We start from the raw sequence: 17420 nt of genomic DNA on the forward strand, positions 1-17420 counted from the left end.
GATATGCACTAGATTGATTAAAGTCAACATCAGAACGGAGTCTTTATATGAAATCAACGTGTATTCCTATCGCCCTTTCAAGCCTTATACTTACGGGATGCTTTTCTGAAGAAACGAAACAAACAGAAGCCGTTGCAGAACCAATCAAAGTGACCGCTGCCGATAAGATCTATTTTGGTGGCGACATCCTCACAATGGCAGGAGACACCCCAGAGTACGCCGAAGCAATTGCAACATTGGGTGAAAAAATTATCTACGTAGGCAACAAAAAAGGCGCGATGGAACATCAGTTTGGTAAAACCCAACTGGTTGATTTAAAAGGCAAGGCTTTACTTCCTGGCTTTGTTGATCCACACAGCCATGTTTATGGTGTCGGCTTGCAGGCAATGGTGGCAAATGTTCTACCTTCTCCTGATGATCAAGCAGACACTGTGGATGAAATTGTGGCAATTCTAAAATCCGCTGGACAAGACGATAAACAACGCCTGTTCATTGAGAAAACCGGCTGGATACTAGGGTTTGGTTACGACGATGCACAACTAGATCGCTACCCAACCAAAGCCGATTTAGACAAAGTCAGTACCGAAAAACCAGTGATGATCATTCATACGTCCGGACACTTGAGTGTCGCGAACAGTAAAGCGCTTGAATTAGCAGGCATCACAGCGGAATCTCAAGATCCTCAGGGTGGCATCATTCGTCGAATGGAGGGCAGCCAAGAACCAAACGGGGTATTAGAAGAAAATGCGCACTTTGCTATGCTCTTCGGTCTCACTAAGGTTATAGACCTTGAACTGCAAGACATGATGCTCGAAGCCGCTCAGAAGATGTATGCCGAATATGGTTATACAACGGCTCAGGAGGGGCGCGCTACTATCGAAGGTTATGAAGCGATGAAACGAGCCTCTAAAGACGGCAAATTGATCATCGATTTGGTTGCTTACGCCGATATGGTTTCAAGCAGTGAATTTATGAACTCGGAATACAACTCGCCAAACTACACAAATCACTTCCGTATTGGTGGTGTTAAACTCAATTTTGATGGTTCCCCGCAAGGTAAAACAGCATGGCTAACGCAACCATATTTCCACCCACCTCATGGACAAGCAAAAGATTATGCAGGGTATCCAACATTTAAAGATGAACAAGCTTATCAATACGTTGAAACCGCTTTTAAAAATAATTGGCAGGTGCTAACCCACTCAAATGGTGATGCCGCAATAGAACAATTCATTGACGCTGTCGCGAAAGCCAACGAAAAGTTAGGCAAAAAAGACCGACGCCCAGTACTGATACACGGGCAAACCATTCGCCAAGATCAAATTGACCGCTTAGCTGAACTTGGGATATTCCCATCTCTCTTCCCAATGCACACGTTCTATTGGGGAGATTGGCACGCTGAATCCGTTCTTGGCCACCCACGAGCGGACTTTATATCACCAACAAAAGCGGTACGTGAAGCCGGTTTGATGTTCAGTACTCATCATGATGCCCCTGTTGCTCTACCAAGCTCATTCCGAGTATTAGATGCAACTGTCAACCGAACCACCCGAACAGCTGAAGTCTTGGGACCTGATCAAAGGGTAAATACCTACACGGCGCTGCAAGCCATGACAATTTGGCCCGCTTATCAGCATTTTGAAGAAACGAAGAAAGGCAGTTTAGAGGTAGGCAAGAACGCCGACTTGATCATCTTAGATAACAACCCACTCAAGGTGGAACCCGCAACCTTAAAAGACCTAAAAATCCAAGAAACAATTAGCCGCGGTGAAACGGCTTATCAACGCTAAATCTGTTGAATATCGAAACACAAAATCGTCTCGTATGAGGCGGTTTTGTTGTCTTTAGCGGTTTTACATCTCGGTTAGCTCGTAATCTACCCAAGATAATCCGGCTCTTTCTTACCTAACTTAATATTTTAGCTAGACTTATTAGGATAAAACCAAGGCTAGGAAAGACACATGACAAAAATCGCATCATGGATGATGGGAGCACTGCTTTTTCTATTCAGTTATTTAACTCAAGCAAGCGATCCTTTTCCTCTTTCTCCACCAAATCTTTCAACGCCACTACACGCGTTAACAAGTTTCAATGGCTTAGTTGCTGAAGCTAATAACGAACTCAACCGCATACTAGAAGACACAAAATACAAAACAGAGCCCAATAGACAGAAGGTGTATGCACTGTTTGATAAAGCGACTCAAGTCTTCGACTTAAGTGATGTGCCCGATTCTAGCCAAAATAGAGTGGCGCTCGAGTCCGTAATGCTAATGAAAGAAATCCTCGACCGAGTGCCACCCATTGAGCTTTCCAAAATTCCAAATAGCAATACGCTGACACAATGGAGAGTTCCTGAAACCAGTTTAGAGTTAGTGAAGCAGGCCGATGGTCAATATCGATTTTCTAAGCAAACGGTGAAAGGCTTGTATCGCGACTACCTTTTAGTCAAACATTTGCCGACTCATTCCGAAGCTTCTCTCGATTACTTTAAATACTACTCGCTGAGTGCAGGGCGTTTAATTCCACCAAGCTGGTTTTATCTTATTGAAGCCTTACCGAGCGCGTTTATGGTCGAATATTGGAATCAAGCCCTATGGCAATGGCTGGGGTTAACCATATCCATCGCAGGAATGGGCATCGTTCTCCTTCTCCTGTTCCACAATATTAATACGCCTGTAATAAGATCAATTCTCGCAGTGTTGACCTTGAGTGGTTTTCTGTACCTTGCTGACTATCAACTGAATTTAACTGGCGTCTTAATGTCGACGTTGAATATAGTTATCGAACTCATATGCTGGCTCTTACTTAGCCAAGTGGCGTACCTGATTATCTATCAAGCTTGCCGGCTATTAATGAAGAAACAACGCTCGAACTCAACATTACGTCATAGCCTCGCACAAATTATTGGTACTCTCTTCGGCTCAATGGCAGCGATCGCTTGCCTCGGCTACGGTTTAAATCGATTGGGAGTACCGGTATACGGAATCGTGACAGGGCTGAGCCTCGGTGGAATGGCCATTGCACTCGCTATTCGCCCAACGATGGAGAACTTAATTGGTGGTGTAATTCTGTTCTTGGATAAGTCTTTATCGGTTGGGGACTACTGCCAAATCGGCAATCAATCAGGCGTTATAGAGCAAATAGGAGTACGTTCAACTCGTCTCAGAGCAAAAGATAGAACCCAAATCACGATCACTAATGGGGACTTAATTAAACATGAAATCATCAACTTCAGCCGTCGTGACCGTTACCCGTTCAAGGCAACCATTGGATTACGTTATGAGACCGATATGTCTCAACTCCAAACCATCACGAAGAAGATAGCGGACTTGCTCCAAAAACACACAGACGTTTTAGATTCCCCTATTAGAGTACACTTTGATACCTTCAATGCCTACAGTTTGGATATTAAGATTCTTGCCCATTTGAATACAACGAATCGAGAGACATTTCTCAATTTACAGCAAGCGCTACTAATATCGATTAACCAAATTGTTGAAGCGGAAGGCGCGAAGTTCGCTTACCCTTCCAATACCACTTACCTGGCCGCAGATTCTTTACAGCCAGCAGTTGCCACACAAGTTCAAGCGATAAATCAAAACGCATAACGAGAAAACCGCCTCGTTTAAGGCGGTTTCTACAAGACTAGAAAGTGGTTTTAAGTGCGGCTTTTACTGCTTTATTCAGTTTGCCTAAAACCAGTTCGAATACCCAACGGATAAAGGAGTAAGTAAATTTAATCGCAATTTGGGCGACTTTACCTGCAAACACCAACATATGACCAAGTAAGCCTTTTACGCGAGAGGCAAATTCACTAGAAAGTTCTGAGATTTTTACCATTGAGCGCGCCATCGCATCGTAGATAGTTGCGATTGCAGCACCACCACTTTGCAATGCAAAGACTGTTGCTGCAAAGCCACCATCAATTAACAGCGTAAGGATTGCCGCTGAAATCTTATCTGCCCAATCAGCAGAAGGTTTCGCTTGCAATCGATTCTCGTAATTCAGGACAACACGTTTAAAAGCTGAGTTCGATTTTTGAAGCCCTAGGCTATCCCACGTTGCTGATTGTGTGTAAGAACTATATTCCGACATAAAATGCGCGCTAGGAAGCAGTCCTTGTGCACGATTTAATATGTATTCTGAACCATCATAAGGCACATGATAAAAAGGCCACACTGGCGCTTTTGTCACGGGGTCTGCACCATTCACACAACGAAAATGGGACGATATGCGCGAGGATGAGTTAACAGAAAACGGCTTCATTCCCACTCTTGGTGAGCCAAAGGTATACAAATTCACTTTTCCTTTAAACTCAGGGGAAGCCGATATCCAGTTCGCAGCCAAAGTGGCAAGTGCGCCACCTAAACTGTGTCCGACGCAATGAATAGTACCATTACCAACAACCGGATTATCACGCAGAAAACGAGTTAGGCCCTTTTTCATAGAATAGAAAGTCGTTTGAAACCCAGAGTGCACGATCTCTCCTGTCCCAGTCCCCTTTCCACTGCAAGTTAAGTCGGTAATTCCATCAGCTAATCCTGCGGTACCTCTAAAAGCTAAAACTAGGTCGTTCTTATGGCGCTGACTTTTTCCTCTCCCCAACAAAGCAAATCCAGTTTCTGGGCGAAAGAAAAAACCACCACTAGTTCCTGTAACCATGTTTTTGAAAGAAAAATCATTGCGAAGAGAAAGAGGCACCTCTAAGTCTTCTAAGTTGTTTTTTATGGCATAAGCTGCGGATGCCAAGTAACTGGCTTGCTTTGGGGAAATATCACTCATAATTATTTAGCCATATCCTTTTTTGCAATGTATGTATCAGTGTCTTCGTCATACAGATAGGTGGTTACCCTGTCGTGATTCCAGTCGCAAACCGAGTAAACCGAAATTGGCGCACCTTTTTCCGGCGCGATCTCTACTTCATGAATACGTTTAATATTGGTTAACTCACAATCGATATTAGAGAGCATTGATACCAAAGGCTTCCGCCCATCTGTAGGAGACCAAACTCCCCAAAGCTTCTTTTGTTCACCGTTATAAGTGAGCGAAATTTTTTGATGAACCCTTAAGCTTCCTCCAAAGAGATCTCCAGGAGCACTTGAACGAACAACGAGCCGTTCGAAAGAGAACTCTCCTAGTTCATTGGTCTGAACTTCGTCTGATAAGGTTTTGCCGTTTTTGTACCCTTCATAATAAAGCTCTCGATGAACCGTTAATCCAGCCTGCGGAACGCCATCAAGCTTGATAACACCACGCACATCCGGAGACATTTCCACATCGTATTTTTTAAACGGCCAAAACATTGCGCTTGCTCCTACCGAAAATAGAGCTAGGGCCAACATAAGAGAGATTCTTTTAGCCATAGTCTTTCTCATCCATTGATTAATTTTTGGATGATATGGAAAAAGAAGACGGAGTGAGAGGAGTTAATAAACGGAAGGCAATTTGTGGGAAGCAATTCGAAGTATCATGTAATTAAGAAATTTATTTTTATTATTTCTTAAACACTTGTGCCAATTATCTCTCTACATAGATGATTGGACTTGCTGTAAAAGCCAACGTCGAAATCGTGCTGTAGGCTCACTTTTGGTATTAATGATCAGGTAGTATCCTGCGTTAGCATCCACAGGTTCAAATGGCGAGACTAAGCGACCACTTTCAAGTTCATCTTCCACCAGCGCCATACGTGCCATTGCTATTCCCACTCCAGCTTCGGCAGCAGACATTGCCATATCCGTACGATTAAAGAAGTGCCCTACCTCTGTTTTGAAATCGAACCCCATGCTTGATGCCCAGTAGAGCCATTCATAGTCACGCGGAGCCTTATCCCATGGCATAGCATCGTGCAGTAACGTCGCGTCTCGCCATTGTTCTGGTGACGCTTTAAGAGTTTTTAGCCACCTATGATCCTCAAGGTATTTTGGGCTCATCACCGGTAGAAGTTGCTCATTGAGAATCCGCTCTGCGCTTTTATCTCGATAGGGATGAGAACCATAGTCTATCGCAACGTCATAGTCCTTTAGCTCACTATTCACTAGGGCTCCCTCTGCAAAAATCTGCACTTGGAGATCGGGGTTTTCTAGATGAAAGCTTTCAAGGCGTGGAACTAACCATTTAAACGCAAAAGAAGGCGTCAGCTTGAGGCGAATTTCATTGTGGGGCTTTTCAATTTGCAGCTCTTTAAGTGTCTTTCCTAGTTCTGAGAAGTGGAATTGTGAGGATTGATACAGCTGTAATCCTTTAGGCGTAAATCGAATTCCGCGCGAGTGGCGTTCAAACAAAGTAAAACCAAGCTGTTCTTCTAACTGAATGATTTGCTGGCTGATCGCCCCTGTCGTTAGGTGCAATGCCTTTGCAGCACTGGTAAAGCTGCTGTGTTCCGCCACTTGGCTGAATAACCACAATCCGCTAACGACACTGCTTTTCATCTTTGAACCTATAGTTTTTCTAAACGCTGAATGTAATTTATATCGATTGTTAACAAAAGGTAAAGAAGAGAAACTGCGCAACATCGAAAATGTGTGGAGCGCATCAATGGAAGTCATCGTAATAGGCAGTGGTGTTATCGGCTTAACCTCGGCGTGGTATTTATCTCAGGCAGGCTATCAGGTTACCGTGATCGATCGTCAACCAAGCAGTGCGATGGAAACCAGCTTCGCTAACGCCGGGCAAATCTCTTATGGTTACTCTTCACCATGGGCTGCGCCGGGGATTCCACTCAAAGCCATAAAGTGGCTCACTGAAGAGCATGCACCACTCAAAATAAAACCATCTCTCAGCCCGGAGCTTATCCGCTGGGCAACGCAAATGGTGTCGAACTGCACTTTATCCCGTTATCAAATCAACAAAGCCCGAATGCTCTCTATCGCCAATCATAGCCGTGCGTGTCTGGAGCAGTTGCGCCGTGATCATGCGATTGAATACCAAGGACGCCAGTTAGGCACCTTGCAAGTATTTCGCTCTCAACAACAGCTCGATGCCATAGAGAAAGACCTTGAGTTGTTAGAGCAAAGCGGCACACGTTTTCAGTTGATGGGTGTCGAACAGTGCATTAAACAAGAACCAGGGTTGGCATTAGTAAAAGAAAAATTAGTCGGTGGGTTATATCTGCCCGATGACGAGACGGGTGATTGTTTTCAATTCTGCCAGCAGTTAACAGAGCTAGCAAAAGCCCAAGGTGTAAGGTTTGAATTCAATACGGAGGTAAGCAATTGGGTTACCGTAGGCAAAAAGATCATGGGTGTCCAAACGGACCGTGGCTTGTTTAAAGCAAACCAGTTTGTCCTTGCCTCTGGCAGCTATTCTACTGCGTTACTCAAACAGCTTGAGATCGACATTCCAGTCTATCCCGTCAAAGGATATTCACTGACGGTGCCAATTGAGTGTGAGCAATTTGCGCCTCGTTCTACCGTCATGGATGAAACCTATAAAGTCGCCATGACACGCTTTGATGACAGCATTCGTGTCGCAGGAACCGCAGAGCTTGCTGGCTTTGATCCTTCGTTGCCGCAAAAACGCAAAAATACGATTGAAATGGTGATTCGAGATCTGTTTCCGCAAAGTGCCGATTTTACTCAAGCCGAGTTCTGGAGTGGATTTCGCCCTATGACACCCGATGGGACGCCCATTATTGGAGCAACACCTTACGAGAATTTGTTTACTAACACAGGGCATGGCACGCTCGGTTGGACTATGGCTTGTGGCTCAGCTCAGATACTAACAGACGTCATCATGAACGCCGTTCCCAAAGTGACAAATCACTCAGAATTGAACCTGAGTCGTTACGCCTAAACACCTGCAAACCATTTCAAACAGTGCATTACTCCACAAGTTGAATAGCATTCAGAAGATATAACTATCATCTCTCGCAGAACATTTTCATGACAATGTTCTGCATATTCAATCAATTCATTGTTATTTCCAATAAAAACCACACAGATACATAACAAGAACCAATTTTTAACAATATTTAACCGTTCTGTGCCCACCATCACGCTACAAGGGATTTTTAGTCAAAAAGGTTAACAATTACATTACAAAAAAGGGTAATGTGTTGTACGAAAAACAACCACAACCATAACAAACAGGGAAAATACTCATGCAGTCATTAGTTGATTTTCTGAATGGAATTATCTGGAGTCCGGCACTGATCTATCTGTGTCTTGGCGCTGGTTTGTTCTACTCGATCATGACGCGCTTTGTGCAGATTCGTCACTTCTTTGAAATGTGGCGCTTGCTACTTAATGGTAAGAGTTCAACCAAGGGGATTTCATCATTTCAGGCTTTGGCCGTTTCACTATCTGGCCGTGTAGGTACAGGTAACATTGCAGGTGTTGCTGCTGCTATCGGCTTCGGTGGCCCAGGTGCAGTATTCTGGATGTGGGTTGTTGCCTTCTTTGGTGCAGCAACGGCGTACGCAGAATCAACACTCGCACAGATTTACAAAGAGGAAGACGAAGGCGAATTCCGCGGTGGTCCAGCTTACTACATCGAAAAAGCAATGGGTCAGAAGTGGTACGCATGGGTCTTCGCTATCGCAACTATCTTTGCATGTGGCGTTCTACTTCCCGGCGTTCAATCAAACAGTATTGGTAACGCAGTAGAAGCAGCCTTTGGCTCAGGTGACATGATTGAAACCGCTATTGGTACCTTCAGTTTCGCTAAAATTTTCACTGGTACGGTTGTCTGTGTCATTCTTGCTTTCATTATCTTTGGTGGCGTAAAGCGCATCGCGAACTTCACGCAGATTGTGGTTCCGTTCATGGCGCTGGCTTACATCATCACCGCGTTCGTTATCATCCTACTTAACATCGGAGAGATTCCGCGTATCGTTGGCATGATCATTGGTGATGCATTCACGCCGATGGCCGGTATTGGTGCTGCGATTGGTTGGGGTGTAAAACGTGGTGTTTACTCTAACGAAGCAGGTCAAGGTACTGGCCCTCACGCAGCAGCGGCAGCAAGTGTTGACCACCCAGCACAGCAAGGTCTTGTTCAGTCATTCTCTATCTACATCGATACGTTGTTAGTATGTTCAGCAACCGCGTTTATGATTCTTATCACGGGTGCATACAACGTACAAGGCGCAGTAGAGGGTTCATTCTTAGTGCAAAACCTACCTGCAGATATCGGTGCTAATGGCCCTGTATTTACACAGATGGCGATTGAAAGCGCTCTACCTGGGGTTGGTAAACCATTCATCGCGGTTGCCTTGTTCTTCTTCGCCTTCACGACGATTCTGGCTTACTACTACATCGCAGAAACGAACATCGCGTACATCCGTCGCACTGTAAAAGTAAACGGTCTGATGTTCATTCTGAAGCTGGTACTCATCTCTGCGGTATTCTACGGCACCGTGAAGACTGCCAACCTTGCGTGGGCAATGGGTGATGTGGGCGTAGGTCTAATGGCATGGCTGAACATTGTCGGCATTCTGATCATTTTCTTCATGTCGAAGCCTGCACTAAAAGCGCTGGCTGACTACGAAGAGCAACAGAAACGTGGGGTGACTGAGTTTACGTTCAACCCAGTAGCACTTGGCATTAAAGGCGCGACTTACTGGGAAGAGAAGTACAAGCGCAAAACAGGTAAAGCACCAACCGCAGAAAGCGATACAACAGAAACGGTAGAGCAACCATCTACCTAATGCTTCACTTAACATCCTCCCCCAATGGGTTGGCAGGTATATAAGAAAAAGCAGTGGTCCGAACAACGGACATTAAAAAAGGGTTAGCCAGTGGCTAACCCTTTTCTTTTGCATTCAATTCGAAGCGATTATGCAGCGATTTCTTGCGTAGCAACTTGTGGCTTTTGCTTTTCGCCAACAGGAAGTACGGTACGGCCGTATTCGTTGTTTAGTACTTGAGCCATTGCAAAGTAGATTGCGCTCGCGCCACAGAAGATACCTTCGAAGCCAGCGATAGTACCGATCAGCTCGCTACCAGTGAAGTCACGTGCCGCTAGTAGGAAGAACAGGATAGTAAGAGAACCGAATACTACTTGCTTCGCTACTGGGTAACATAGAGAGCCAATGAACATGAAGCCAGTGAAGATACCCCATAGTAGTAGGTACCAACCCATGAAGTGTGCTGGGCTTGCTGGAAGGCCCATGTAAGGCATTACGATTAGACCAACCAGTGTTAGCCAGAATAGACCGTAAGAAGTAAATGCAGTCGTACCGAACGTGTCACCACGCTTGAAGCACATCATGCCAACAAGTACTTGGCTTAAACCACCGTAAAAGATGCCCATAGCCAGAATCATAGAATCCATTGGGAAGAAACCTGCGTTGTGGATGTTTAGCAGGATGGTAGTCATACCAAAACCCATTAGACCTAGTGGCGCTGGGTTAGCCAGTTTTGTAGACATGTACATTACCTTTTCAAAAATGTTGATAAAAATTGCGCGCGAATTTTAATGGACTCAAAAACAAAAGAGAAAAGACGTTATTGAAAACTTAGATTGCACAAATAAGCAACCAAGCGAATAAAAAAAGACCCTGCTAAAAAGCAGAGCCTTTATAGATGGTTAGACTATTTATTGTTCAATTACTGGCAAGAGATCTCATCCCAGAACCAATTACTCTGTGTCGGTGATTCCCATACACCCGGTCCATTTTTCGCGATAAAGCATTTGCCTTGATAAGTCACTTTGTCGCCATTAGCCACTTGAGTCACACCTGGTTCCCATGCAATAAAGTCACCCGATACTGGTGGTTCAGTAACCGGAGGCTCTGTCACTGGCGGCTCGGTGACAGGTGGCTCAGTCGTTGGCGGTTCAGTCGCTGGTGGCTCTGTTGGCGTACCTGAGACCAATTTCCATGGGTCACCTTTAGTAGGCTCATTACCTTGTGACCACCACTTCGCTTCATATACCGCTCCCTTGTAAGAGACTTGGTCGCCCGTGTTATAAACCTTGCCAGCATCCCATACAGCAACACCGCCTACAGGTGGGTCAACCGGATCGACTGGGTCTAATTTATCGACAACGCGAACTTCAGGCCAACCTGCATGAGATTGGTAGAAGTTGGTAACACATTTCTCGTAATCACCAGCAACCAGTGCCGAATACGCGGTTTGGAAACCAACCAACTCACATTCAAATGAGTGACCGCCCGGGCGATCTGAGTAGTACTTCCAGTTACCATCCCAGTTGGTGTAAAGCACGTCAGTGGCACCGTTAAGGTTTAAGCTACCGTAAGGCGTTTGTTGCCAACAGGTATTGGTTTCATCAGCTTCGATAGGAATCTGATAGTGCGCTGCTAGACCTTCCCAGTAACGAATGCGGTTAACTGGCTGACCTTTATCTTTGTTTTGCTCACCACACTCAATACCGCCGTTGATAACGTTGATCGTGGTACCAAATCCATAACCAATACCCGCATCAATTTCACGCTGCGATGGTACCCAAGTACGATCAATCACGTGCAGCATTGCTGGTTTTGGCGCTTGAGGGGTTAAGAAGAACCAAATCGCAGAAGCTAAGTTCAACCATGAGTCAGCGACTAGGCCCGGATTTTTCAGCAATACCGATGCATCTCCATCGAACATCACTTCAGAGAAAGCGCCGTAGTTAAAGTGGTAAGAAAGCTGTTTTGCACCACGACCGAAATACCCCTGACCAGGTTCACAAGGCCAACGCTTATTTTGCCAATCGTTCTGACCACAGCCTGTGGTGTAGCCTTCTTGACCTTCAGACCATCCCATTTCACGTACGTGAACCAATGCTTGTTGCCACTCTTCAAGTGCAAGCGGGTTGTCAGATACGTTATCGACCGCAATGTGACCACCGGTTTCCTGAGCAAAGTGTGCAAATGCTGTCACGATGGATTTCTTACAAATCGCGTCTGAATCACGCCCGTCAGTGTACTCACCACAGAATGCAGGGAACTTACCGATCGCACGCAAGAAACGTGTGTACGTATACTCTGGTGCCGCCATCTGAGTAATGAAATTCCACTCGCTCTCAGGGAAGACACGTTCAACTCGCTTAACGTTTTCCGGATTGCTTGCTGCTCCTGGAACAATCGCTTCAACAACCGTATTTGGACGAGTCTCTAGCGCTTGTGACCAAATAGCATACATAGGGTCAGAGGTTTTACTTTGCTCCATAGCTTGGATGTCGCCACGAGCAATCACGTAACCATTTGGGTTTTGTGGATCAGGTTGGATATTCATGCTGGCATGAGCTTGTGCAGCGAGTACACAACCCAATGCGAGAGGCAGATGTTTGAGTGCAAACATGTCTAATCTCCGTATTTAACAATACAATATACAAGGAATAACTAGACACATAGTGGATCATGTAGAAAAAACGCCGAGTGAAGTGAATTAATTCTGCGACGCAAATTTCATAAATAAATACTGTTACACAGTGGGTATCACAAAAACTGTTACCTCGACTCAAAAGAAAACGGGGGATAATCCCCCGCTCTCATTTATTGTTATTGATCTGCTGTTGCTTGCTCTAGCGTCGGTGAAGATTGCTGTTTAGAGAGCACCAAGTAAATGGCAAACTGCGCGACTATTGCCACCAGCACAATTACAGGAGAAGCCATCACACCCGCAACAAGGAAGCTTGTCAGAGCGATAGCGCCGTTGAGTACCGCATAAGGCAATTGAGTTCTAAAGTGCTCATACTGCTCACACCCCGCTCCTGTAGAGGACAAGATGGTGGTTTCTGAAATTGGCGAACAGTGATCACCAAATAAACCGCCAGATAGCACCGCACCGATGCACACCAGCAATGGCGCATCAATCGCGACTGCGGTTGGAATGACCAATGGCATCATGATAGCAAAAGTGCCCCATGACGACCCTGTAGCAAAAGAGATAATACCCGCCAATAGAAAAGCCACGGCAGGCAATAACCAGTAAGGGAAGCCAGCTTGTGCTTGCTCTGCAATGTAAGCCGCAGCGCCAAGCTCTTTACCGACAGAACTCAGTGACCAAGCGAGAACTAGAATCACCGCAACGGACATCATGTTCGACATCCCTTTTAGGTAAACCTGAATGCCATCAGAGAGCTTTCTCACGCCATAAAACGCCATCAAACTAATTAGGGTAATTGCAGCAAAGAAATACGCCGACGACAGTGCAGCACGGAAAGTTGAGCCTGCTACTTTCTGAAATGGAAAACCATGAGGAACCAAGATTGAACAAAGCACCACAAGCATGACGAGCAGCGGTGCCCAAACAAAACTTGTTTTTGCATTTTTATGCTCAAACACATTTAATGAATCTTGCACTTTTCCAAAATCAGAATCCTGCTCCGCAAGTTGTTCCGCTTTCGCCATTGGTCCAAAATCCAGTTTGAAGAAAGAGACAATCGGCACAATCGCGATCGCTAAAAAGGCATAAAACTGGTAAGGAATCGCGCCAATAAAGGCATCCCAATCACTGATACCCACATCCAGTGCAGCAAACTCTTTTTGAATCAGGCTCATAATGTAAACGCCCCAACCGATGAAAGGGATCAGGATAGCCACGGGGGATGAAGTGGAATCAATAATAAACGCAAGTTTCTGGCGAGAGACTTTCAGCTTATCAAAAAGAGGACGAAAGACAGGGCCAACAATTAACGGTGTACCAAGGTCTGAAAAGAAAATAACAACGCCACCAAACCAAGCAGAAAGCTGCGCTTGGCATTTACTTGCAACCCACTGAGTGACCTTTTTAGCGAACGCCACGCCACCGCCAGATTTTTCCATCAAGGCCACAAAGCCACCAATAAAGACTAAGAGCAAAATGACGCCCGCATTGTAACTGTCAGTCAGTTGCGGCAACAGGTAACTTTTCATCAGTGCGCTAAACGAATCGAGCGGACCTTTATCGACGAATGTGCCTTCTAACATAGCCACACCGCTAACAACGCCGGCAAAAAGACCGACAACAACGTTTCTTGTAGTTAGCGCGAGGACTAATGTAATAATGATGGGGATGAGGGAGGTAACTTCTGCCTGTTCCATAGCAATACCAACTTTAATATTTAAACACCAAAAATGAATATACATTCAACAATCTCGCATGTATATATTTTCTAATAAAAAAGTTGAGACCTGCGTTCACACTTTTCAGGCATAAAAAAACCAGCCCGAAGGCTGGCTTTACTATTTTAATCTTTACGTCAAATACGAAAGCTAATTCCCAAAATAGTTGGAGTTGCAACTAGGCGACAAGCCATTTCAGCCCTATGAGCATAGGTTTACTATGTGATTAGGGTGAAATGGAGAAGTCAACAACGTTGCTACTTCAAATATGAAGGGAATATTATTCCCATTCGATTGTCGCTGGTGGCTTACCAGAGATGTCGTAAACCACGCGAGAAATACCTTCAACTTCGTTGATGATACGGTTAGAAACCTTACCTAGGAAGTCGTATGGTAGGTGCGCCCAATGCGCAGTCATAAAGTCGATAGTTTCTACCGCACGTAGAGAGACAACCCAATCGTACTTACGACCATCGCCCATTACACCTACAGAGCGAACTGGTAGGAATACCGTGAACGCTTGAGATACTTTGTTGTATAGGTCTGCAGCGTGTAGTTCTTCAATGAAGATAGCGTCTGCACGACGTAGCAAGTCACAGTACTCTTTCTTGATTTCACCAAGAACACGAACACCTAGACCAGGCCCCGGGAATGGGTGGCGGTAAAGCATGTTGTACGGAAGACCAAGCTCTAGACCGATCTTACGAACTTCATCTTTGAACAGCTCACGTAGTGGCTCAACAAGACCCATTTCCATGTCATCTGGAAGACCGCCCACATTGTGGTGTGATTTGATCACGTGCGCTTTACCAGTCTTAGATGCAGCAGATTCGATAACGTCTGGGTAAATTGTACCTTGAGCTAGCCATTTCGCGTTTTTCAGCTTCTTAGACTCTTCATCAAATACGTCTACGAATACGTGACCGATTGTCTTACGCTTCTCTTCTGGATCCGACTTGCCTTCAAGTGCTTTTAGGAAACGATCTTCAGCATCAACTTTAATGATGTTTAGGCCGAACTTGTCGCCAAACATATCCATTACTTGCTGACCTTCGTTTAGACGAAGAAGACCGTTATCTACGAATACACACGTTAGCTTGTCGCCGATTGCACGGTGAACCAGCATCGCTACTACCGATGAATCAACACCACCAGATAGACCTAGGATAACTTCGTCATCACCCACTTGCTCTTTAATACGAGCAACTGCGTCTTCGATGATAGATTCAGAAGTCCATAGACGCTCACAGCCACATACGCCAAGAACGAAGTTCTCTAGCATTTGTAGGCCGCCTTTCGTGTGCGTTACTTCTGGGTGGAACTGAACGCCGTAGTATTTCTTCTCTTCGTTCGCCATCGCAGCGTACGGACATGTGTCTGTCTCACCGACTTTCACGAAGTCAGCAGGAATTTCTACTACTTTGTCACCGTGGCTCATCCACACGTCTTGAGTTAGCTCAAGATCTTTAAATAGTGCAGATTCACCAGACACTTTAACTTGTGCGTAGCCGAATTCACGTTCTGTAGAACCCGCTACTTTACCACCTAGCTGCTCAGCCATAGTTTGCATGCCGTAACATACACCTAGTACTGGCACACCAGAGTCAAATACGTATTGAGGAGCGCGTGGAGAGTTATCTTCCGTTACGCTTTCTGGACCACCAGATAGGATGATACCGTCTGGATTGAATTCACGAATATCCGCTTCTTCAACATCCCAGCTCCACAGTTCACAGTAAACACCGATTTCACGTACACGGCGCGCTACTAGCTGAGTGTACTGAGAACCGAAGTCCAAGATCAGAATACGTTGGTCATGAATATTTTTAGTCATTTTGAGCAGTCTTATAAGCTAGGTTATTAAAACGGAGGCGAGTGTACTCGCCTCTTATTAATGCTTCAAGGAAAAAAGCAAACGTTTACGTCGAGTGTATAGGTTTTATTTTTACAACAGTAAAAATTAACCGCGACGGTAGTTTGGAGCTTCCTTAGTGATTTGAACGTCGTGTACGTGTGATTCAGCCATGCCCGCACCTGAGATACGAACAAATTCAGCTTTAGTACGCATATCTTCAATCGTTGCAGAGCCAGTAAGACCCATGCTTGAACGTAGACCACCCATTTGTTGGTGTACGATTTCTTTTAGACGACCTTTGTATGCGATACGACCTTCGATACCTTCTGGTACTAGCTTGTCTGCTGCATTGTCAGACTGGAAGTAACGGTCAGATGAACCTTGAGACATTGCACCAAGAGAACCCATGCCACGGTAAGACTTGTAAGAACGACCGTTGTAAAGAATCACTTCACCAGGGGCTTCTTCTGTGCCTGCGAACATTGAACCAACCATCACACAAGATGCGCCAGCCACGATTGCTTTACAGATGTCACCAGAGAAACGGATACCGCCGTCAGCGATAACTGGAATGCCGAATGAATTCGCCACTTCTGCCGCGTCTGCGATTGCTGTTACTTGAGGAACACCAACACCCGTTACGATACGAGTTGTACAGATTGAACCAGGGCCGATACCAACTTTAACTGCGCTAACGCCCGCTTCGATAAGAGCCTTAGCGCCAGCACCCGTCGCAACGTTACCACCGATGATGTCTAGATCTGGGTAAGCAGCACGAGTTTCGCGGATACGGTTTAGTACACCTTCAGAGTGACCGTGTGAAGAGTCGATAAGTAGAACGTCAACACCAGCTTCAACCAAAGCAGCAACACGCTCTTCGTTACCAGCGCCAGCACCAACGGCTGCGCCAACACGTAGACGACCGCGCTCATCTTTACATGCGTTTGGTTTACGTTCTGCTTTATGGAAGTCTTTCGCAGTGATCATACCGGTTAGTTGGAAATCATCATTCACAACCAGTACTTTTTCAACGCGTGCTTCGTGCATCTTCTCTTGCACTTCTTCACGAGTTGCACCTTCTTTAACTGCTGCAAGGTTTTCTTTTGCTGTCATTACTGACGACACTTTCTTAGAAAGGTCAGTAACAAAGCGCACATCACGACCAGTGATAATGCCTACAAGCTCGTTGTTCTCTGTGATGACAGGGAAACCAGCGAAGCCGTGTTTTTCAGTTAGAGCTACCACGTCAGCGATTGTCGCTTCAGGGTTTACCGTTACTGGGTCAGAAACGACACCAGCTTCGAACTTCTTAACTTTACGAACTTCAGCAGCTTGCTGCTCAATAGACATGTTTTTGTGGATAAAGCCAATGCCACCCTCTTGCGCTAGCGCGATAGCTAGACGAGCTTCAGTAACAGTGTCCATAGACGCTGAAATCATTGGGATGTTTAGGGTGATGTTCTTAGTCAACTGAGTGCGAAGATCAGCTGTGTTTGGGAGAACGGTGGAGTGAGCTGGCACGAGTAGTACGTCATCGAATGTCAGCGCTTCTTTGGCAATTCTTAGCATTTGCAATAT

General features: G+C 45.4%; 12 protein-coding genes. 4 read left to right on the top strand and 8 right to left on the bottom strand.

From position 1 onward, the window contains the following. The first annotated feature begins 47 nt into the window (after positions 1–47). Positions 48–1790 carry an amidohydrolase gene (locus tag L1076_RS22890; protein ID WP_237304533.1) on the top strand — a complete coding sequence of 581 codons (1743 nt, stop codon included), beginning with the start codon at positions 48–50 and terminating at the stop codon, positions 1788–1790. Between the two features lie 171 nt (positions 1791–1961). Continuing rightward, on the top strand, positions 1962–3608 hold the full coding sequence (locus L1076_RS22895; protein WP_104038546.1) for a mechanosensitive ion channel family protein: 1647 nt from the start codon (positions 1962–1964) through the stop codon (positions 3606–3608). A 37-nt stretch (positions 3609–3645) separates the two neighbouring features. Here the strand turns inward: L1076_RS22895 and L1076_RS22900 are convergent, their stop codons facing one another. The 3 genes from L1076_RS22900 to L1076_RS22910 all read right to left on the bottom strand — a co-directional run bounded on the left by L1076_RS22900 (position 3646) and on the right by L1076_RS22910 (position 6428). After that, positions 3646–4782, bottom strand: a complete 1137-nt coding sequence (locus L1076_RS22900) for a lipase family protein (RefSeq protein ID WP_237304534.1) — start codon at positions 4780–4782, stop codon at positions 3646–3648. A gap of 2 nt (positions 4783–4784) precedes the next feature. After that, on the bottom strand, positions 4785–5363 hold the full coding sequence (locus L1076_RS22905) for a DUF6795 domain-containing protein (protein WP_104038548.1): 579 nt from the start codon (positions 5361–5363) through the stop codon (positions 4785–4787). A gap of 162 nt (positions 5364–5525) precedes the next feature. Then, positions 5526–6428: a LysR substrate-binding domain-containing protein gene (locus L1076_RS22910; protein WP_104038549.1), complete on the bottom strand. Its 903-nt coding sequence runs from the start codon at positions 6426–6428 to the stop codon at positions 5526–5528. Positions 6429–6534: 106 nt separating this feature from the next. On the opposite strand from L1076_RS22910, the gene L1076_RS22915 reads away from it, so the two are divergent. Together L1076_RS22915 and L1076_RS22920 are read left to right on the top strand one after the other, a co-directional pair. Next, a complete protein-coding gene (locus tag L1076_RS22915) occupies positions 6535–7791 on the top strand; it encodes a D-amino acid dehydrogenase (protein WP_039975367.1) in 1257 nt (418 codons plus the stop codon). Positions 7792–8098: 307 nt separating this feature from the next. Then, complete coding sequence (locus tag L1076_RS22920; RefSeq protein ID WP_038881767.1) at positions 8099–9646, top strand: alanine/glycine:cation symporter family protein; 1548 nt, start codon at positions 8099–8101, stop codon at positions 9644–9646. Positions 9647–9774: 128 nt separating this feature from the next. Here L1076_RS22920 and L1076_RS22925 read toward each other — a convergent pair whose 3' ends face one another. From L1076_RS22925 to guaB, 5 genes are all read right to left on the bottom strand, one after another. Beyond that, entirely contained in the window at positions 9775–10368 is a 594-nt protein-coding gene (locus L1076_RS22925) for a GPR1/FUN34/YaaH family transporter (protein WP_009705589.1), read from the bottom strand. 179 nt (positions 10369–10547) lie between these two features. Next, positions 10548–12242, bottom strand: coding sequence for a glycoside hydrolase family 19 protein (locus tag L1076_RS22930; protein WP_237304535.1), 1695 nt, complete (start codon positions 12240–12242; stop codon positions 10548–10550). A 200-nt stretch (positions 12243–12442) separates the two neighbouring features. Continuing rightward, positions 12443–13966 carry a Na+/H+ antiporter NhaC family protein gene (locus tag L1076_RS22935; protein ID WP_104038550.1) on the bottom strand — a complete coding sequence of 508 codons (1524 nt, stop codon included), beginning with the start codon at positions 13964–13966 and terminating at the stop codon, positions 12443–12445. 301 nt (positions 13967–14267) lie between these two features. Continuing rightward, positions 14268–15821: a glutamine-hydrolyzing GMP synthase gene (gene guaA, locus L1076_RS22940; protein ID WP_104038551.1), complete on the bottom strand. Its 1554-nt coding sequence runs from the start codon at positions 15819–15821 to the stop codon at positions 14268–14270. A gap of 126 nt (positions 15822–15947) precedes the next feature. Then, complete coding sequence (gene guaB, locus L1076_RS22945; RefSeq protein ID WP_038869606.1) at positions 15948–17411, bottom strand: IMP dehydrogenase; 1464 nt, start codon at positions 17409–17411, stop codon at positions 15948–15950. Positions 17412–17420: the final 9 nt, after the last annotated feature.

This window comes from Vibrio sp. MMG023 (assembly GCF_021654215.1).
GTDB classification, from domain to species: domain Bacteria; phylum Pseudomonadota; class Gammaproteobacteria; order Enterobacterales; family Vibrionaceae; genus Vibrio; species Vibrio jasicida.